The 20,055-nt window shown below is 38.4% G+C and carries 16 protein-coding genes and 3 pseudogenes; 9 read left to right on the top strand and 10 right to left on the bottom strand.

Annotated elements, in window-relative coordinates; all coding sequences use genetic code 11:
- Positions 1 to 78: 78 nt before the first annotated feature.
- From tssD to N4G44_RS21255, 3 genes and pseudogenes are all read left to right on the top strand, one after another.
- Positions 79 to 489 carry a type VI secretion system tube protein TssD gene (tssD, locus tag N4G44_RS21265; protein ID WP_185097194.1) on the top strand — a complete coding sequence of 137 codons (411 nt, stop codon included), beginning with the start codon at positions 79 to 81 and terminating at the stop codon, positions 487 to 489.
- Positions 490 to 943: 454 nt separating this feature from the next.
- Positions 944 to 2,478 (top strand): annotated as a pseudogene (locus tag N4G44_RS21260) (5'-3' exonuclease H3TH domain-containing protein); the annotation flags it as partial.
- 99 nt (positions 2,479 to 2,577) lie between these two features.
- Positions 2,578 to 3,776: pseudogene (locus N4G44_RS21255) on the top strand (DNA polymerase).
- Positions 3,777 to 4,084: 308 nt separating this feature from the next.
- On the opposite strand, the gene N4G44_RS21250 reads toward N4G44_RS21255, so the two are convergent.
- The 8 genes from N4G44_RS21250 to N4G44_RS21215 all read right to left on the bottom strand — a co-directional run bounded on the left by N4G44_RS21250 (position 4,085) and on the right by N4G44_RS21215 (position 8,286).
- Positions 4,085 to 4,663 (bottom strand): hypothetical protein, encoded by a 579-nt coding sequence (locus tag N4G44_RS21250; RefSeq protein ID WP_474929807.1) that lies wholly within the window; start codon positions 4,661 to 4,663, stop codon positions 4,085 to 4,087.
- A 98-nt stretch (positions 4,664 to 4,761) separates the two neighbouring features.
- Positions 4,762 to 5,193: a hypothetical protein gene (locus N4G44_RS21245; RefSeq protein WP_474929806.1), complete on the bottom strand. Its 432-nt coding sequence runs from the start codon at positions 5,191 to 5,193 to the stop codon at positions 4,762 to 4,764.
- Positions 5,193 to 5,390, bottom strand: coding sequence for a hypothetical protein (locus N4G44_RS21240; RefSeq protein WP_474929805.1), 198 nt, complete (start codon positions 5,388 to 5,390; stop codon positions 5,193 to 5,195). Before N4G44_RS21240 ends, N4G44_RS21245 begins: the two co-directional genes overlap by 1 nt.
- 149 nt (positions 5,391 to 5,539) lie before the next feature.
- A complete protein-coding gene (locus tag N4G44_RS21235) occupies positions 5,540 to 6,172 on the bottom strand; it encodes an FEKKY domain-containing protein (protein ID WP_474929804.1) in 633 nt (210 codons plus the stop codon).
- A gap of 35 nt (positions 6,173 to 6,207) precedes the next feature.
- A complete protein-coding gene (locus N4G44_RS21230) occupies positions 6,208 to 6,672 on the bottom strand; it encodes a hypothetical protein (RefSeq protein WP_474929803.1) in 465 nt (154 codons plus the stop codon).
- A gap of 74 nt (positions 6,673 to 6,746) precedes the next feature.
- Positions 6,747 to 7,298 carry a hypothetical protein gene (locus N4G44_RS21225; protein ID WP_474929802.1) on the bottom strand — a complete coding sequence of 184 codons (552 nt, stop codon included), beginning with the start codon at positions 7,296 to 7,298 and terminating at the stop codon, positions 6,747 to 6,749.
- Between the two features lie 6 nt (positions 7,299 to 7,304).
- Positions 7,305 to 7,703, bottom strand: coding sequence for an immunity 22 family protein (locus tag N4G44_RS21220; RefSeq protein WP_474929801.1), 399 nt, complete (start codon positions 7,701 to 7,703; stop codon positions 7,305 to 7,307).
- A 25-nt stretch (positions 7,704 to 7,728) separates the two neighbouring features.
- Positions 7,729 to 8,286: a YdeI/OmpD-associated family protein gene (locus N4G44_RS21215; RefSeq protein ID WP_474929800.1), complete on the bottom strand. Its 558-nt coding sequence runs from the start codon at positions 8,284 to 8,286 to the stop codon at positions 7,729 to 7,731.
- A 450-nt stretch (positions 8,287 to 8,736) separates the two neighbouring features.
- Between N4G44_RS21215 and N4G44_RS21210 the strand changes: the two genes are divergently transcribed.
- Entirely contained in the window at positions 8,737 to 9,384 is a 648-nt protein-coding gene (locus N4G44_RS21210; protein WP_474929799.1) for an MgtC/SapB family protein, read from the top strand.
- Between the two features lie 28 nt (positions 9,385 to 9,412).
- On the opposite strand, the gene N4G44_RS21205 is transcribed toward N4G44_RS21210, so the two are convergent.
- The gene (locus N4G44_RS21205; RefSeq protein ID WP_474929798.1) at positions 9,413 to 9,901 is read right to left on the bottom strand and encodes a copper resistance protein NlpE; all 489 of its coding nucleotides are present in this window, start codon (positions 9,899 to 9,901) and stop codon (positions 9,413 to 9,415) included.
- Positions 9,902 to 10,528: 627 nt separating this feature from the next.
- Between N4G44_RS21205 and N4G44_RS21200 the strand changes: the two are divergent.
- The 4 genes and pseudogenes from N4G44_RS21200 (at position 10,529) to N4G44_RS21185 (ending at position 14,813) form a co-directional block, all read left to right on the top strand.
- Positions 10,529 to 12,666: pseudogene (locus tag N4G44_RS21200) on the top strand (S46 family peptidase).
- Positions 12,667 to 12,736: 70 nt separating this feature from the next.
- Entirely contained in the window at positions 12,737 to 13,735 is a 999-nt protein-coding gene (locus N4G44_RS21195; protein ID WP_474929797.1) for a polysaccharide deacetylase family protein, read from the top strand.
- Positions 13,732 to 14,235, top strand: a complete 504-nt coding sequence (locus tag N4G44_RS21190) for a GNAT family N-acetyltransferase (RefSeq protein ID WP_474929796.1) — start codon at positions 13,732 to 13,734, stop codon at positions 14,233 to 14,235. The genes N4G44_RS21195 and N4G44_RS21190 overlap by 4 nt, the downstream gene beginning before the upstream one ends.
- A 104-nt stretch (positions 14,236 to 14,339) precedes the next feature.
- Complete coding sequence (locus tag N4G44_RS21185) at positions 14,340 to 14,813, top strand: hypothetical protein (protein WP_474929795.1); 474 nt, start codon at positions 14,340 to 14,342, stop codon at positions 14,811 to 14,813.
- An 88-nt stretch (positions 14,814 to 14,901) separates the two neighbouring features.
- On the opposite strand, the gene N4G44_RS21180 is transcribed toward N4G44_RS21185, so the two are convergent.
- A complete protein-coding gene (locus N4G44_RS21180) occupies positions 14,902 to 17,769 on the bottom strand; it encodes a M16 family metallopeptidase (RefSeq protein WP_474929794.1) in 2,868 nt (955 codons plus the stop codon).
- A 419-nt stretch (positions 17,770 to 18,188) separates the two neighbouring features.
- Here N4G44_RS21180 and N4G44_RS21175 point away from each other — a divergent pair, with 419 nt between their 5' ends.
- Positions 18,189 to 19,514, top strand: a complete 1,326-nt coding sequence (locus tag N4G44_RS21175) for a sigma-54-dependent transcriptional regulator (protein ID WP_474929793.1) — start codon at positions 18,189 to 18,191, stop codon at positions 19,512 to 19,514.
- Positions 19,515 to 20,055 lie beyond the last annotated feature (541 nt).

Genomic DNA, 20,055 nt, shown 5'->3' with positions numbered 1-20,055 from the left:
TCTTATCCGTATCAGGTCTATCTTTGCTCTGTAATCAATCACTATTCACATAATATATAACATTTAAAATCACCAATCATGGCAGCAAATTCAAGAGGAATCTTAAAATTCAACAACGGAGAAGGTCAGAAACTATTAAAACTTAACTATAGCGTATCAAGATCTACAGATGTTTCAGGACGTGTAGCATCAGATCCGTCAAATGCTCTTATCAAAGTTACAGTAGAAGCTACCGAAAAATCTGATATCCTGGAAAGTTTATTGAACGGAAAATATAAGCCTACAACAGGAGAAGTTACTTTCAACAAATCTCACGAAGAAGGTACCCTAACTACTTTGAAGTGGGAAAACGGATATGTAATCCAGCATGAGGTAGACTTTGATGCAATAGACAGCAACAGTATGCTGATCAGTTTCGTAGTAAGCGCAGAAGTTATCACTCTTGGGAACTCTGAGTACCGCGGAATGTGGCCTTCATCCGGTCATTAAGAAGACCCAAGTCTTTTATTAAAAAATAACATCAGACAGAACAGCAGAAATGCTGTTCTGTTTTTTTATGGGAACTGGTTAAGGCCGTGATTTTATTGGGAAGATATCAGATTTCAGACATGAAATTTTTAGATTAAATAAATGTCAATGGTGAATTTTGCTTCGCAGGTGAAAGATGAATGGTAAGGCAACGTTACTACTGGTGGCTTCGAGAGCCTCAGCCACCAGGTAGCAGTCCTATATTCAATATTTGAAGATCTCAAATATCCGGCTATCAGAATATGGGGCTTAACTGACACAACCAGCAACTATCAACCAACAACTATCTTTACACTCATCTACTCTCAAACTCTCCAACCCTCCAACTCTTACCCTCACCTCAAAACTCACAATTCATCACTTATTACCCCAAAGAAATATTCCTATTTTCTTATATTTGTTCATTATAGATATTATGGACGCAACACAAGATAAAAGACTCTTTCTCATCGATGCTTATGCGATGATCTTCAGAGGATATTACGCATTGATCAGGAATCCGAGGCTTACCAGCAAAGGGGTGGATACTTCTGCTATTTTCGGGTTTACCAATTCCCTGATCGAACTGATCAGAAGAGAAAGACCGACCCACCTGGCAGTTGTTTTTGATGTAGGGCAGGCGAGTGTAAGAACGGATGACTATTCGGATTACAAAGCCAACAGAAGCGAAACTCCTGAGGCGATCAAGATTGCTATTCCATACATTCACAGAATTCTGGAGGCGATGCATATTCCCATCCTTGGAGTTGAAGGATATGAAGCAGATGATGTGATAGGTACCATTGCCTGCAAAGCAGAAAAAGAAGGGTATACCACTTTTATGGTTACTCCGGATAAAGATTTTGCCCAGTTGGTGACAGATAAAATTAAAATCTACAAACCCGGCTTAAAAGGGGGCGATATAGAAATTCTTGGAGTAGAAGAAGTAAAGCAAAATACGAAATAGAAGACCCAAAACAGGTCATCGATTTCCTTGCAATGATGGGGGATGCAGTAGATAATATCCCCGGATTGGATGGCGTAGGAGAGAAGACAGCAATGAAGTTCCTTAAAGAATTCGGGAGTATAGAAAACCTGCTGGCCAATACGGATAAGCTGAAAGGAAAGCTTAAAGAGAAAGTGGAAGCTTCTGCAGAAAGAGGAATCTTATCCAAAAAATTAGCAACCATTATATGTGATGCGCCGATAGAATTCCATCAGGAGCAGTATGACCTTGATACGCCGGATTTTGAAAAAGTAAAAGAAGTTTTCGATGAAATTGAATTCAGAAGGCTGTACGAAAACCTTTACCGTGCATTTGCTTCTGCTCCTGTAGAAACTGTGGTAGTAAGTGAAGTTGAGATCAAACAGACCGCTGCAGTTACAGAAATAAAAGGGCAGGTAATGCAGCTGGATCTTTTTGCCAATTTTGAAGAACTTGATCAGGCAACTTCCACGAAGAGTTCTATTGAACATAATGACCATCTCTACCAGTTTGTAGATAATCCGAAAGCCCAGAAAGTATTGGTGGACAATTTGTTGAAGCAGCAGGCAGTCTGCTTTGATACGGAAACCACTTCACTGAATGAGCTGGAAGCAGAACTTGTAGGAATGAGCTTTTCCTATAAAAAAGGTCTGGCATACTATGTTCCGTTATCCGAAGACAAAGGAGAAGTGCTGCAGACCCTGGAAATTTTCAGACCTTTCTTTGAAAAGGAAGATCTTCTGAAAATTGCCCACAATCTGAAATTCGATTATAAAATATTAAAACAATACGATATCACGGTAAAAGGGGCTATGTTTGATACCATGATTGCCCATTACCTGCTGAATCCGGACGGAAGACACGGAATGGATTACCTTTCCGAAGTCTATCTCAACTATAAACCGGTTTCCATTGAAACTATTATTGGAAAAAAAGGTAAAAAACAAGGGACTTTCCGGGATGCAGACCTGAGAACACAAACCGATTACGCAGCAGAAGATGCCGATGTAACGTTCCAGCTGTACGAGCTTTTTGCCCCGCAACTGAAAAAAGAAAACCTGGAAGAGCTTTTCTTCAACATCGAAATGCCATTGATGGAAGTTCTGGCAAAAATGGAGCTGGCAGGTATTTCACTCGATGAAAAATGGCTGGCACAGGAAAGTGTAGATCTTGAAAATGACCTTAGACAGCTGGAGTCTAAAATTTTTGAGCTTTCCAGAGAGGAATTCAACATGAACTCGCCCAAGCAGCTTGGAGAAATCCTTTTTGAAAAAATGCAGCTGGATCCTAAAGCCAAGAAAACAAAAACAGGACAGTACGCAACTTCGGAAGATGTTCTTCAAAAGTTGAGCTCAAAGCATGAAATCATCAAGCATATCCTGGAATACAGAACCTATCAGAAATTAAAATCGACTTACGTAGATGCACTGCCTTCGCAGATCGATAAGCAGGACAACAGGGTACATACCAATTTCTCCCAGACTACGGCAGCTACCGGACGTCTGGCAAGTGTAAATCCCAATCTTCAGAATATCCCGATCAGGACACTGCGCGGACAACAGATCAGGGAGCTTTTGTGTCCGGAGAAGGCAAAAAGATTATCTCTGCCGACTACTCTCAGATCGAGCTTCGTTTGATTGCTGAAATTTCAGGAGAAGAGAATATGATCAAGGCTTTCCAGGATGGGGAAGACATTCACGCTTCAACGGCGGCCAAATTGTTTAAAATTCCTCTGGAAGAGGTTTCCAAAACCCAGAGAAGCCAGGCTAAAACCGTTAATTTTGGAATTATCTACGGACAGGGAGCTTTTGCTTTGGCAGAACAGACCGGTCTTTCGAGAACCGAAGCCAAGCAGATGATCGAAGCCTACTTTGAAACCTATCCGAAACTAAAGGAATATATGGCGGAACAGGTAAGCAAAGCCCGCCAGATAGGATATGTGGAAACCATTTTAGGAAGAAAACGTCATTTAAAAGATATTAATTCCAATAATTTTGTGGTGAGAGGCCATGCCGAAAGAAATGCTGTCAATGCACCGGTACAGGGAAGTGCTGCCGATGTGGTGAAGCTGGCGATGATCAAAATTGATAAGGAGCTTAAAGCACAACAGCTACAGACTAAAATGCTTCTTCAGGTACATGACGAACTTATCTTTGAAGCTCCGGTAGACGAAATTGAAGCCGCTTCAAAACTGATCAGAACCGAGATGGAAAGTGCTTTGGAAACACAGGTGCCTTTACTGGTAAAAGTGGGAATCGGGAATAACTGGCTGGAAGCACATTAATAAAATATCACATGATTAAAATAAGGTGGATCGTTGGTCCACCTTATTTTTTTGTTCTCAATTTTATTCAGATAAGTTGTTTTAAACAAAAAAGAAGACTAAAAATTAGTCTTCTAAAACTTCCTGCCTGTGCGGAAAATTTTGTGTAATCATTTTTCACCTCATTGATTTTACCTTCGTCTCGGCTTTTTAAGGCCTGTATGTCAAAAGAATGACGTTTCATTCAATTCAATACCACATAAAGATAAGAAGTTTTAACTTCCCGTGAAATACTACTTTTGTATTAATTTAAAAAAATTCAAATATTTTTATGATTCCTCATTCACATCCTTCAGTTTGGTCAGATTTTCAAGAATATTTGGAACAAATCTTTCGGCAAAACCAGCCAGAAATGACCAGACGAGAAGCTTTGCCAGGGCCGGGGCAATATAAATGATAAAATAAAATTCTTCAGCATTGGGAAACAATGTGCCGCCGATCATCTCACCCATAAAAATCAGGGAAAGGATAAAAGCGAAAACCGCACCTATGGTCTGGATGGAAATCAATTCCTTGATCGTGATTTTATGAGTAAAGGTGCCTGCTCTTCTTGCCCGGGTGATAAGGCTTACTGCTGCACCCAAAGCTCCGAAAGATAAAGCAGCGCTGAAAATGGCAACTCTTGTAAGCAGTTTAAACTGTCTGGACTCCGCATTGTCTGTCCAGTCTTTTATAACGATGGTTTTTCCTTTCTCATCCACGCTTTCAAAATTAGAGGAATGAGGCTGGCCTTTCAGGTATAAAAAATAAATAAACGGCAGACATAATAAGAGACTGTACAGGATAGCAGTAACGATAAAAGGACTTGTGTTTTCCTTTCCTAAAAGTCCGAAATGTAGAGTTTTCATGATATTGTTGTTTTTGAATTCTTTTTGTTGTATTACAAATTTCGAATGATTACAAACGACTATCAATTACCCTTTTTCGCTATTTTTTTATAACTGTATTATTCGGCATTCACAAATCCGTAGACGTTTTGCACGATATCTCCGGGGGACACCTTTTCAAATAGATATCTTTCTTTTTTGAGGTGAAAGGTTTTGGATTCTGATGGCATTTCCTCTTTCATGGTATTGACGGTTTCAAGGATCAGCTTTCCTTTCGCAGGTTCATAATACAGGGCAGAGTGGGAACCGGCGCCCATATTGTAGGTTTCAATATAGGTAAGAATAAGGTCTCCGTTCAGATATTTAAACCTGCTGAACTGATTTCCATAAGGTCCGATATCATAAAGGTTGATATTCAGCTCTCCCTTTTCAATAGAAATATCCTCCGGATCATGTATTTTGTAGCCGGCTTCATTATATTCATCAGGAAGAACGGTATCTGAGATTTTATCAACTCTATACGTGTTATCGGTATTTTTTAACAGGATCATCACTTTTCTGGCAGCCAGCGTATCTTCTTTTTCCTGATGATAAGAGCCCTATCAGAAAGTCCGTCCAGGTTAAGGTCTCCTTCCGCATCATACTGGATTTCATATCCTGCAGGAAGAAGATCAGTCGGTTTGTTACTTTTAAAAGAAGCAGTTTGTGCTTCAGAAACCTGCTGCCTTGCCGTATCTGCTTTAATCACTTTTTCTACAGCATTTTTTTCTGATCGGTAATTGGATCTCTCTCTTTTTGCAGGAATAGAACAGGAGAAGAAATAAAGAAATTAGAAGGATGATTTTTTTCAATGGTTTTTGTTTTTATATAAATTTTAGTGTCTAATAAATTGATTGCTTATTTAACTCCCGGGTTCTGTTTTTTCTTTAAGTTGTCAATCTCTTTTTCCATTGTTTTTTTCCAGTCTTTTCCATTTCTTTTTTCAAGATAGGAATTGGTAATTTCGGTGTACTTTTCCTGGGCTTTTATATCCATTGCATCAATAATACATCCGGTATTTTTTGAAATGGTGCCATATTTCTTATAAATTCCATCTATCTTCCGGGTGGTTTCCTCATCATAGGCAGGAATATAAAATCCGCCATACCTCATAACGATCTGATCTCTTTTAATATCTTTTTCAGCTTCCCGGATATAATGGTTCTCCAGGTTGCTAAGCTCTCTTTTATTTTTTACAAAGGCAGTTGTCGCGGTATAAACAAGAAATACCAGAATCAGAGCGTTTAGTACAGGGAAAATTCGTGAAAATTTGTCCTTAAAACTTAAATTCTTGAAATCCAAACTGCTGATAAGGTAAGAAACAAGAGCTGTTATGGCAAAACCAACCAGCAGGTATTGTAACTGAGATTCTTTAAGTACATACCAGAAATCAAACTGCACAGGATAATTGATTAGATAATACCCTGAGATATAAACTGCAGTAACTAAAAGAATTACAGCTATATTAACAGTAATGAGTGTTTTGTACATATTGGTTTGTGTTTTATAAGAAGATTATAATATTTTTACTGCGGGCTTACTTTTGTATATACAACTTCTTTATCCGTCAGGCCATACACATTACAATCTTCAGGAGTAAGATCAACAAGATCAAAAAACAGATGAAAACTATACGTCCTGTCATTCATAAGCTTGGCATATTGGATGGTTTCTCTGATCGGAATTGTATACTTGTAACTTTCTCCCGGTTTTAGCTTTACTGTTTTTTTGATGCAGTCTGTGAAGCAGTCCACATCAGCTGTATAGTCTATTTTATTTTCCTTTTCCCGGATTTTGACCAGCTGTAATCTGTAAGGCGAAAAAATTTTATTGATCTTAACTTTTTTGTTTCCCATATTCAGGACAGACAGCTCTATCATTCCTTTTTCCTGCAGCTGAGTGGTGTTGGATTCTAGTTTTAACGTGCATTTACTCTGTCCAAATGCAGTTGATGTATAAAATATCAGCAAAATAAATAGAATCTTTTTCATCAGTAATTTATTAAACCTAAGATAATTAAAATTAAATTATCCGGATAAGTAATTTTACTGACAGGTTTTAATTTTCAATAAGGATAATTCTTTTTGATTGCCTCAAGCCGGATATCCAGATCCTTTTTTATTTCCTCATTTATAGATGGCCACAGGTTATGATTTTCAAGTGTGAAACCTTTATATATACTAAGAAAATCAGTAAAATTATTTTTAAATCTTTCATAGGCTTTATTCATATTAAGTTCAATATATTCGTCAAGAGAATACAAAAGAAACTGTTCATCAGAAGTAAGCTGCTCTTCATAAGAAATATAGGTGGTAATTTCAAAAACAGTTTTTAAAACTACTTTTTTATCCTGAAGAAGATGATAAAGAACCCCTAATAAAGCCCTGGAAGTAATTTCCGAATCAGCATCTGCAGAATTTTTGTTTAAAAGCTGTACAACATCATACCAATTGGTTACAGTGGAAAACTCAATAAATGCATATTCAGACTCTTCTTCACGGGCTAAAACAGAATCTGCCCATTCGGCAATATCATTTCTTCTGATCACCCCGTAATCCAGAAGGATCACAAAAACCTTCAGCAGACTCTCGTAATCCTTTATTGCAGCCTTTTTCATGTAAGGCTAAACATTATATTCAATTTCGCCAATGTAGTATAATGCAAATTCTTCATCGTTCACGGAAACCGGATTGGGAATCACATGTTTATTGGCAAAAATAATAGCATTGACCGGAGTTTCCAAGCCGAGCTGGTTGATCTTTTGCTCCACAATGGGAAGCCATTGGTCGGCATAAGAATAATCTGTAAACTTTTCATAAATGCCTAAGCTTTCATCCTCAAAACCATATTCCATAAAATCATAGTCAAACCACTGAATATGCTGTGATTCTGCAAATTTTGAAACATACAGGTCTTCATTTTCCTCTTCCGTGTAATATCTTTCGTCCTCTTCCGCAAAATCATTAAAGTCATCTTCATTTTTAAAATATCCCAGCCAGAAGTGTGAAATCTCTTTCTCCATAAATTATTTTTTAATGTATTGTATATTATTTTAATCTCTTTGATTGTTTGCTTTCCTGAATAACCTTTTCCAGTCTCGAAAGCCTTGTTTTTTCCTGTTTTGCGCTCATCAGCCAGTGAATGATCATCCTTTGGTAAGAAGGAGCCTGTTTTTCAAAAAATGTCCAGGCCTTTTCATGAGCTTTAAACCGTTTCTCATACGCCGGATCAAGAAAAACATTCTCATTTTCATGGGAATAGATCCCTGTTTTATCTTCTTTTCTTGCTTTAAATGCTCTTTGCCCTTCCGCAGTCATCAGGCCTGCTTTTGTAAGCTCTTCCACTTTTTTAATATTGATGAGGCTCCAGGTACTGTTCGGTTTTCTAGGTGTAAAACGGTTGGTATAGCTCCCTGCATCCAGGGATCTTCTCACGCCGTCTATCCATCCGAAACATAAAGCCTGATCCACAGACTCGGACCAGCTCATAGAAGCTTTTCCGGTTCCTTTTTTATAAAAACCGACCAGAATTTCTTTTTCCTTTGCATGATTTTCTTCCAGCCATCTCCTGAATTCTTCCTTGTTGGCAAAAAAAATAGGCGTCATTGTGGATCTTTTATTGATGAACTTATCTAAACTTTATCTCTTAAATTCTTAAGATTTAAATATCAAAAACCTTTTAAAAGTAATAGGTTTGATTTTAAAATGTAATATTACAAAACTTTTTCTTTAGACCCGAATTTTCAGCAATGAAGCTGTTTAAACTTTATATTGATTATTTTAACCACAAAAGGTTTAACACTTAAGTTTTTTAGAGATAAGCTTTATGCATAAGAAGTACACTTAAGTTTTTGAAAATCTTTGATTTTCATCTTATGTCAACTTTTCTTCGGAATCATTTTAAACTTACTTAGGTGAACTCAAGTGTGTTAAAATGAAAGCTTTTGTGACTTTTGTGGTTTTGTAAAGCTTAAGCAACTTTAATATAAAGCTGTGTATTAAAAATAGTAAAATAAACTTTTTTATTGTAATTTTATTCAGGTAAAACTCTACACAATGGAATTCCTTCAGGATCATTACGTGGTACAGAACGAACTGCTGCTGATACTGATCTCCGTCCTTCTGGGATTGCTGATCGGTGCAGAACGTGAATACCGGAACAAATCTGCCGGTCTCCGGACTTTTATCCTGGTATGCTTCGGATCCTGCCTGTTTACCATTCTTTCTATAAAGATCGGGGTGGAAAACCCGGACCGTCTGGCAGCCAACATCATTACCGGAATCGGATTTCTGGGAGCAGGAGTGATTTTTAAAGGCGATAATAAGATTGACGGAATTACCACAGCCACTACCATCTGGGCTACCGCTTCAATAGGAATGGCGGTAGGTTCAGGATATGTTTATCTGTCATTGTTAGGAACCACACTGGTCCTTTTGATCCTGAGTGCTCTTATTTATCTTCAGAATTTTATAGACACAAGCCATAAAATCAGGGAATACAGAATAACTGTTGCCGGATCTGAAGATATCAAACATTGTGAAAAAATATTTGAAGAACATCACTTAAGGCATTTCATGTTGAAGCTGCAATATACACAGGGAAATCTTTCTATCACCTGGAGGCTGACCGGAAAGCATGAAAGGCATGATGAAGTCATTAAAAGCCTCATTAACGATTCTAAAATTACAGCTTTTCAATTCTAGTTAAAACAAAAAATAAAGGCCTGAGCCTTTATTTTTTCTTGAAAACATACAGATCTTTGTTCGGACCCGTTATTTCTTTGCCATCCATATCCAGCTGGATAAGGACATTTTCACCTACTTTATATTTATAAGCGGCAGTTTTTCCTTTTAAAGTAATGACACTTCCTGCAGCATCCCATGCAAAAGTCCCTTTATCCTGGTTCTTTGAGTTTCTTTCGAGATATTCCTCCGTAATACTGAATGTTTTATCATTATTAATGGTAAGCGATGTTTTAATTCCAGGGCAGTCTGCGCACGGAACCACGGCTTCGTAAGTTCCCGGCCAGTCAAGGGCATTTTCCGAAGTATCACCCGGAGCTGTAGGAGTTGCTTTTGCAATGCTGTCAGAAGGTGCGGTCTGTACAGTTGCTGAATCTGTTGTAGCCTCTGTAGTTTCGGTCGTTTTTTCTTTAGGATTACACGATGCTAAAAATGCAGCCGATGCAATTCCCAGAATGAACATTTTGCTATTCATCATGATGAAGTAATTTAGATATATTAATAATTTAAGTGGTTTATTTGAAACAAAAACCAAGCCATAGGGGGAGTCGGAGGGGTGTAGAGTTTGGGAGTTCAGGGGTTCGGGATGCGGGTTTAAGCGTTATAGGGTTATAGAGTTATAGGGTTTGAGTATATAAGTCTAAAAGATAGTTGCTGGTTGATAGTTGATAGTTGATAGTTGATAGTTGTTGGTTGCGGCAGTTAAGAAACATATTCCTATAGCCGGGAATTTGATATCTACAAAAATATTGAATACAGGACTGCTATCTGGTGGCTGAGGCTCTCGAAGCCACCGGTACACATTCCAACCCAATCCCAACCTTAACCTTATGTCTCATATCTGAAATCTATTATCTGAAGTCTTGAATCTTGGCTTAAAAAATTCACTCTTCACTTGCGAAGCAAAATTCACTATTGACCTATTCCAACTCAATCTCAACCTTAGTCTCATATCTCGTCTCTGAAACCTGGCATCTAAAATCTTGGCTCTTGACTCTTGATTCTTGGCTCTTGATTTTTCACTCTTCACCGCCGCCACTATATTTCCTCGCCCACGTAAGGCATATGTATAATATTCTTTGTAAATTGGGGCAAAATTTTGATTATGACAAAAAAGATACTTTTATCTGTATTTCTTTTGCCGGCTGCAATGGCATTTGCGCAACAATATGGAGGAATGTGGATTCCTACAGAGCTGAATGAAAAGGAAATGAAGGATTTGGGAATGAAAATCTCTGCCAAAGATATTTTCAATACCCAGAAACCAAGCATAAAGGATGCAGTGGTACAGTTTAACGGTGGGTGTACTGCAGAGATCATTTCACCTAAAGGATTATTACTGACCAACCACCACTGTGGATACGGGCAGATCCAGGCACATTCCACGGTTCAGAACGATCTTCTTTCCAATGGATTCTGGGCTAAAAATCCCGACGGAGAACTTCCGAATCCGGGAGTAAAAGTAGACTTCATTGTAGATATCAAGGAAGTGACAGATCAGATTTTGGAAGGAACAGACAACCTTGTAGAGCCTGAACTGACTAAAAAGATCAATAAAAATATCGAGGTTTATAAAAACTCGCAGAAAATAGAATCTTACCAGTCGATCATAGTAAAATCGATGTATTATGGTAACAAATATTATGCTTTTACTACGGAAACTTACAAAGATATCCGTCTGGTTGGGGCACCGCCTCAAAGCATAGGAAAATTCGGAAGTGATACGGACAACTGGGTTTGGCCAAGACATACCGGAGATTTTTCCATGTTCAGAATTTACGCAGGGAAAGACAATAAGCCTGCAGAATATTCAAAAGACAACGTTCCTTATGTTCCGAAGCACTACCTTCCGGTTTCTATAAAAGATAAGGCGGAGAACGATTTTACATTCGTATTCGGGTTCCCGGGTAAAACTACCGAATATCTTCCTGCAGTAGCTGTGGAAAAGATCATGACCGATATAGATCCTGCAAGAATTGCCGTACGTGAAGTGGCCCTGAAAACACTGGACGAGAAAATGCGTACAGACAGTGAAACCCGTATTAAATATGCTTCAAAATATGCTTCAGTGGCCAATTACTGGAAAAAATGGATTGGTGAGGTAGAAGGCTTGAAAAAGTCAAATGCAGTAGAGAAAAAGTAATGTATGAAGGCTCTCTTGTTGCTAAAAACCATGAGATCAAAGCTACTTTGGATCAGTTGAATAAACTTTACAACGATCAGGCTCCTTATGCATTAAACAACGCCTATTATACAGAAGTTGTAAGAAACGCTGAAACATTGAAGCTTGCCGGAGATTACTACGACTATATATCTTCCGTAGAAGCCGGTAAGATGGACGACAAAGAGCTTACCAAATTAAAAACAAAGGTAACTTCTTTCTACAAAGATTACAGCGCAGAACTTGATGCCAAAGTAACGGCAAAATTACTGGCTTTATATGCCAATAAAACAGCGCCTCAGTTCTTACCTTTAGGTTTTGCCAAATATAAAGACGAAAACCAGAACATTCCGGTGATCGAAGACATGTCTAAAAACTCAATCATCACAGGAAGAGCCCAGGTAAACGGGGCAACCCTGACAGGAGATATTGAAAAAGCATTCTCCAATCAGGACAAGCTGATCAAAACTTTGAAAAAAGATCCTATTTATCAGCTGTATGCTTCCATGAAAGAAACGTATATGAAGAATGCTGATCCTCAGTTCACTTCACTTCAGGGAAAAATTGATGAGCTTCAAAAGAAATTTATGGCCCAGCAGATGGCTACCGATAAAGACAGAAAATTCTTCCCGGATGCCAACTCTACGCTTCGTGTAACGTACGGAAAAGTAAAAGGTTCCACACCTAGAGATGCCGTTTCTTATGGCTATCAAACCCATCTTGCAGGAGTAATGGAAAAATATGTTCCGGGTGATTATGAGTTTGATGTTCCTAAAAAGCTGATCGATCTTTACAATAAGAAAGATTATGGCATTTATAAAGACAAAACAGGTGATGTTCCTGTAGGATTCACGGCTACCAACCACACAACCGGAGGAAACTCGGGAAGCCCGGCTCTTGATGCCAACGGAAACCTTGTAGGTCTTAATTTCGACAGACAGTGGGAGGGAACGATGAGTGATATTAATTATGACCCGCGTTTCAGCCGAAACATCATGGTAGATACCAAATACATCCTTTTCATTATCGATAAATATGCCGACTCCAAATGGCTGATCGACGAAATGAAGGTGATCAAATAACCCATAAAAGTAATACCTTTAAAGAATCTATTTAAATACCATTTGAATAGATTCTTTTTATTTAACAGAGATGAAAGATAAGATCATCAGTATGCTTGCAGCCTTTGAGACGGAAAACTTCGGGAAATTTTTTCCGATGGACTACTGTCTGCCTGTATATCACTGTGTTTCTGATGAAAATTTACCCCACATTAAGCACATCATTCAATATAAGAATACCAGGCAGTTTGAAGAAGATCTGGATTGTCTTTCCAAACATTTCCAGTGGGTAAGCTGGTCGGAATTTAAAGACTTTGTTAAGGGAAATTTTGAGCCTCAGAAAAAGATTGCCCTGCTCACATTTGATGATGGTTTCAGGGAGTTTTACGATATCGTACTTCCTGTTCTGGAACGGAAAGGGATCTATGCCTGCAACTTTATAAATCCTGCTTTTATTGACAATCAGGAATTGATGTTCAGGTGTAAGGCGAGCCTAATCATTGATGAAGCAGAAAAAATAAAAACAGCAGATCCGGAAATCTACAGGGTGCTTTCCCTGGAAAATCCATCAAAAGAAGACTTTAAGCAAAAGATTTTAAAGATCAGCTATCATCAAAGAGACTTATTGGACAAACTGATTGAAAGATTAGAAATTGACTGTGATGCTTATTTAAAAGAATATAACCCTTACCTCACAACAGCCCAGTTAAAGAAGCTCACCCAAAAAGGCTATGGAATTTCCTCCCACAGCTGGGATCATCCAAAATATGGTGAACTTTCATTGAAAGAACAGATGGAAAGTACAGACCGGACTTTTAATTATTTGAAAGAAAACGATTTTATGTATGAGAGCTTTGCGTTCCCGTTTACAGATTTTGGAGTAAGGAAAGAGTTTTTTGATGATCTGTTTAAAAATGAAGAAATATTCTGCTGCTTCGGAAGCGCAGGGGCAAAATTGGACAGTGTTGAACGGCTTTTTCACAGGATTCCGATGGAAATGGGGGAAAGTGCGGAAAAAATAGTAAAAAAAGAAACAGCTTATTTCAGATTGAAAAAGATAATTAACAAAAATAAAATAGTGAGAAAATGACAGAGCTGAAGACATTTAACAAAAAACAACTGGAAGATTTCATTTCTTCAGGAAATTTCAGCAGCTTTGATTTTCTTCCCATTTCGGCACACCGGGCCAAATCCCAGATCAGGAACCTGAAGGCTTTGGATGATCAGACACTTTTGGTCCTGGCCTTTTACGACGGTAAACTGGCGGGATATGTAGGCTGTTTTCCCGATAATTATTTAATCGACGGAAAAATATTCCATTATGCCTGGCTGAGTACCCTTTTTGTGAGTGAAGAATTCCGTGGGAAAAGAATTGCAAAAGCTTTGCTGAATAAGATGTTTGAAGAATATGACGGCAATATCATCGCAACAGAATTTACCAAAGAGGCAGAAGCCCTGTACAATATGCTGGGTGTCTTCGAATATGTTTATCCGAAAGCGGGAAAAAGGTATTATTTCCGTTCGGATGCAGCAGCTGTTATTCCTGAAAAAAGCCCCGGACTAAAGTACTGGGCCCACTTTTCCAGGTAGCTGATGCAGTTGCCAATTCTTTAATCTCGATAAAAAATTCAACTGTAAAAAAGCCCCGGTTCAGGTTTGAAACACTTGATCATATTGATGCTGAAAGCTCTGAATTGTTGTCCAAATTCCAGAGCAAAAGAAGTGCAGATGAAATCAATGTATTTATAAAAAATCCGTGGGTGCTGGAAGGTAAGAAAAAAGATGATCATTACCTGTTTTCCAGTTATGCTGAGGTTTTTAAATATGTTTGGGTGAAAATCTATGATGACAAAAATACTTTGATAGCGGGTTCACTGCTGCAGCTCAGAGACGGAAGCCTTAAGATTCCCTATCTGTTTTCAGAAGTTTCCGGTTTAGACCGTTTTATTGAATTCCTTAACTATTTTATTGTTACAAATAAAGTAAAAATCTTAACCAGCTACCAGACAGAGCTGAATAAAAAGCTGAATGAATCTAAAACATTCCCAAAGATTTATGAGCGCGATTTTGAGAGAAGATATATGTTTCACCAACTTCTTATCGAACATCTTCCTGAAGGATTTGATCCTCAATACCAGGATGGGGATGGGGATTGTATGATGACATAACAGTAGAATCCTCCGCAACTCTTTTTCCGGATATCAATAAAAAAATCGAGAATAATTCTCGATTTTTTTTATTCAGTATATTTTTAAGTTAATGCCCGAAAATTTCTTTTAATGTTAGTTCTTTAAAGGCTCCCATCTGATTCACAGCTTCCATATCCAGGTTCTCTTTTTTGCCGATAATGGCAGTGTTAAAATGAATCGGCTTAATTTCTGTTTGGTAGAATGCCTTCAGGTCCTCAAATTTCAGATTTTCGATCTGTGCATAGATATCTTTTCTGAAATCATGAGAAATGCCAAGTTTTTTCAGCCGTAATGTATTGAAAAATATGTTGTTCCTGGTAATTCTGGTTGATGCAATCTGCTTCAGGGCTGCATTTTTAGCATTTTCAAACTGGATAGGAACTTCGGGAAGCTCATTCATCAGCTCGCTCATCGTGTTTACGGCGATCTGGAGCTTATCCGGTTGTGTTCCGACGTAGGTCGTTATATAATCAGGATGCCCCAGCTCAGAATTCGCAGCATAGGAAACATAGGCGGAATAGGCTAAACTTTTACTTTCACGGATTTCCTGGAAAACAATAGACGAAAGCCCTCTTCCGAAATATTCATTGAAAACATTGATCTTTCCGAAGTTTGAAGTATTTACCTCATGTCCTCTTCCCACTTTGCTCATTTCCATCTGTACCATATCATAATTCATGAAATAAACATTTCCGCTCGTCTCCGGTTCCGGATACTGCTTGGGCTCAGGGATCTGAAAACTCTCATTTTCTACATGTTTTCCAATGTAATTGTTGAAATTTTCAAGATCTTTTCCATAGAAAAATATCTGGTAAGGATATTTGAAGAGCTTTTTCATTCTGTCCGTAAATACTTCTGCATTAGCCGCTTCAAGTTCCTCCTTCGAAATAATATCGGTATAGCGGGAGAAGCTGCCCAGTTTGGTATAATTGGTCAGTGCCGTCATAATGCGGTTCTTGTCTTTCTTCGTGGCCTGACGATTTTCCAAAACCGTTTCTACAAACTGTTTATAGATTTCCTGATCAGGTTTTACCTCATACATCCAGTGTTGAAGAAGGGCAATTCCTTTTTCAATATTTTCTTCCAGTCCGCTCAGTGAAATCAGAAGCTGGTCATTTGTTGTTTTAAAATCGTTGCTGATTCCGATCTTAAAGAATTCCTTTTTCAGGTCCTCAGGCGAAAGGTCCTCAGTTCCGAGGTACTGTAAAAGTTGGGTAGAAATTCCAAGATCCCTGTCATGATCACTTCCAAAAGGAAAAATAAAGTGCACCTGGGCAATATCATTGTATTTATTGCGGACGAAGCTCAGCTTTTTATCCTTTACCGTATCTGTGAGAATTTCTTTCTTATAATCAATGAATTCAGGCTGTATATCCTCCGTTTTTTCAGCAGTAATTTCCTGTAAAAATTCAGACTGCGCATCACGGTTGATTTTAATTGGGGTAATTCCGGGGTTTTCAACTCTTACCAGCTGATCATTGACTCCTTTTTCCTTGTAAACCACCACATAATTCTCCTTAAAAAATGCATTGGCAAAATCTACCACATCTTCCTTGGTGAAAGCCTGGTATTGATTCATCTCATTCAGTTCCTGCTCCCAGGATCTTCCTTTGATATAGGTATCATAAAGGTTGGTAGCCAGTCCATCCGCTGTTTCAAGCCCTTTTAAACGCTGAAGTTTAAAATCACTGATGATGGCAGGAAGAATCCAGTCCGGGAAGTCTCCCTTTTTAATCAGTTCAAGCTGTTCCAGAACCATATCTTTTGCCTGATCCAGGGTTTGCGTTTCCTTCGGTACAGCTACGATAGAAAAATATCCGTATTGTTTTAATCCTACAGAGAAAGCCTGTGCCCAAAGCATTTTTTGCGTTTGGTTGATATTCAGATCGAGTAATCCGGCTTCGCCTCTGTTGCTGAGAATATTGGCGGTGATATCTGCAAGCATAGCCTCTCTCGTTCCAAAACTGTCTGTTCTCCAGGCCAATTGAACCCTTGGAGTAGTCGGACTTTTTACCGTTCTTTTCACAATTTCTGTCAGCGGCTGTTCTATAACATGAGTTTTTTCAGGAAGCTCCCTGTACGGAATGGTTCCGAAATACCGATCGACAAGCTGAATAGTTTCTTCAAAATCCAGGTCTCCCACCAAAACCATCGCATAATTATTGGGAACATAATATTCATCAAAATACTTATGGATAGCCTTCATAGAAGGATTTTTCAGATGTTCAGGCTTTCCGAGCGTCGTTTGCTGGCCGTTGGGATGGGTTGGAAAAAGAGCGGCCATCAGTTCATAGCTGACGAGCCTTGAATCATTATCCTGAGCTCTGTTAAATTCCTCATATACCGATTCAAGCTCCGTATGGAAAAGACGAAGCACGATCTCTGAAAATCTTTCTTTCTCTATTTTAAGCCATTTTTCAAGCTCGTTATTGGGAATGTTGTTTTTATAAACCGTTTCATCAAACCAGGTATGCGCATTCGTACCGCTGGCGCCAAGTGAAGAAATAGCTTTATCATACTCGTTGGCAATGGCATATTGGCTGGCTTCCTGGGAAACTTCATCTATTTTTTTATAGATTTCCTTCTTTTTGTCAGGATCCTGTTCCGCTTTATGCTCCTCATACAAGCCAGAAATCCGGTCGAGGAGTTCCTTTTCTTTTTCCCAGTTCTGAGTGCCTAATTTTGAAGTCCCTTTAAACATCATATGTTCAAGATAATGTGCCAAACCTGTATTGTCAGCCGGATCATTATTGCTTCCCGTTCTCACAGGAATGTACGTCTGGATTCTTAGAGCATCAAAATTCTGGGCAAGAAAAACCTTTAGGCCATTCTTTAAAGTGTAAATTCTTACCTTGTTTTCGTCATTGGAAATGGTGATATATTCGTAGTTGTTTTTATCTGTATGAACTGTTTCTTTGTATCTTTTGTCAATCATAAGCTAACTCATTTCATTCCTGAAAACCGGAATGCATTACAAATGTAAGGAATCAGGACAGAACAAACCGGAATTTCCTTATTATTGCATCTATAGTTTTGATTTATGCCATAAAGTTGTTTAAAATTTACAAAACCACAAAAGTCACAAAAGCTTTCATTTTGTTCACCTAAGTAAATTTAAAATGATTCTTCAGAAAAGTTCACATAAGATGAAAATCAAAGATTTTCCCGAAACTTAAGGGTACTTCTTATGCATAAAGCTTATCTCTAAAAAAACTTAAGTGTTAAACCTTTTGTGGTTAAAAATAATTAATATAAAAGTTTAAACAGCTTCCATATACGCATTGCTCAGATTTTCTTTACTTCTTTTCCAAAATAAATTCAATAAGTTTGCAGTAGTTTTCGAAAAACCATACCATGCACGGAAATATTCTGATCATCGATGACGAGATCAAGCTCCTGAAATTACTAGGAATGATTCTTTCCCAAGAAGATTTTAATGTAAAAGAAGCCTCAACAGCACGTTCAGCAATGACGATGCTCGAGCAGTATGATTTTGACGTCGTTTTGTGCGATGTACGCCTTCCTGATGCTTTCGGGGTAGAGCTGGTAAAATCTGTCAAAACAAAATATCCCCATCTGGAAATTATTCTGATGACCGCTTTCGGGAATATTACTGATGCTGTTCAGGCGATGAGAAACGGAGCCTATGATTATTTAGTAAAAGGGGACGACAATGAGAAGATCATTCCGCTGGTATATAAAGCTTTGGAAAAAGTAAAAGACAACCGCTCTAAAATTGTCCAGAAGACCAGTATATCGAAAGGATTTGAACAAATCATCGGAACTTCGCCTTCCATTCTGCAATCTAAAAAACTGGCCGAAAAAGTGGCTTTGACGGATGCCGCTGTCCTTCTGACCGGAGAAACAGGAACCGGAAAAGAAGTATTTGCCAATGCCATCCACGAAGGAAGCGGGAGAAAGAAAAATAATTTTGTAGCCATCAACTGTTCAGCTTTCAGTAAAGAGATCCTGGAAAGTGAGCTTTTTGGTCATAAACAGGGTGCATTTACCGGAGCCGTAAAAGATAAAAAAGGTCTGATAGAAGAAGCTAATGGAGGAACCTTGTTCCTGGATGAAATAGGGGAGATGCCTGTAGATCTTCAGGCCAAACTGCTCCGCGTTTTAGAAACAGGAGAGTTTATCAAGATGGGTGAAACAAAAGTTTCCAGATCAGATTTCAGGCTTATTGCCGCGACCAACAGAGATCTGGAAGATGAAATAAAGCAAGGCCATTTCCGGGAAGATCTTTATTTCAGGCTGAATGTTTTTGAAATCCACCTTCCGCCACTCCGCGAAAGAAAAGAAGACCTGAAAGTGCTGGCCAAAAATTTCATTGATATTTTCTCCCGCAAACTACATCTTTCCGACCTTCATGTGAATCCCGATTACTATAAAACCCTGGAAAAAAACGACTGGAAAGGAAATATCCGCGAACTTAGAAATGCCGTGGAGAGAAGCCTTATTTTAATGGAAAATAATACCCTTGATGCAGAAAGCCTGCCGCATTATTCAGATAAAACAATTCCTGAAAGCGACTCTTTAAGCATAAGGTCTCTGGAAAAAATACACATTCAGAAAGTCCTTCAGTATACGAAGGGCAATAAAGCCGAAGCCGCAAGATTGCTGGAGATCGGCATTGCGACACTGTATCGCAAGCTGGAGGAGTATGGATTGAGGTAAGGCGGGGGACGGGTTTCGGGTTTGAGGATCAGAGAGTTTGAGTGTTTTAGAGTTTCGGGGTGCGAGTTGAGAGTAATTAGCGTAAAAATAGTTACTTGTTGACAGTTTCTGATTGGGAACAATTAAGATGAATATTTTAACAGCCTGAATTTAATGTTTCCGGAAATATTGAATAAATGCCCAGTATCTGGTGGCTGAGGCTCTCGAAGCCACCAGCAGTCATATTATTTCACCCTTCACTTGCTAAGCAAAATTCACCCTTGATAATTCACATCCTCATTCACTTCTGATCCCTATCATTTCAATAAACGAGCCTATCATTTTGATAGGCTTTTGTATTTCTGGTGACTCTCTTTTGTTTTGTAACACATTGATTTTTATTTACTTGTGAACTTGTTTTGAAATTGGACTTTATTTTGGCCTATAGGTTTCAAATAAAATATTTTAAAAATGACAATTTCAAGAAAAACGTTCAAAAAACGTGAGCATGCCGTCTTTAGCCGGCTGATGGTATCATATGTAATTCTTACCCTTTTAATCC

This window comes from Chryseobacterium sp. GTID13 (genome assembly GCF_056172655.1).
This window is presented reverse-complemented; position numbering and strand designations above follow the sequence as displayed.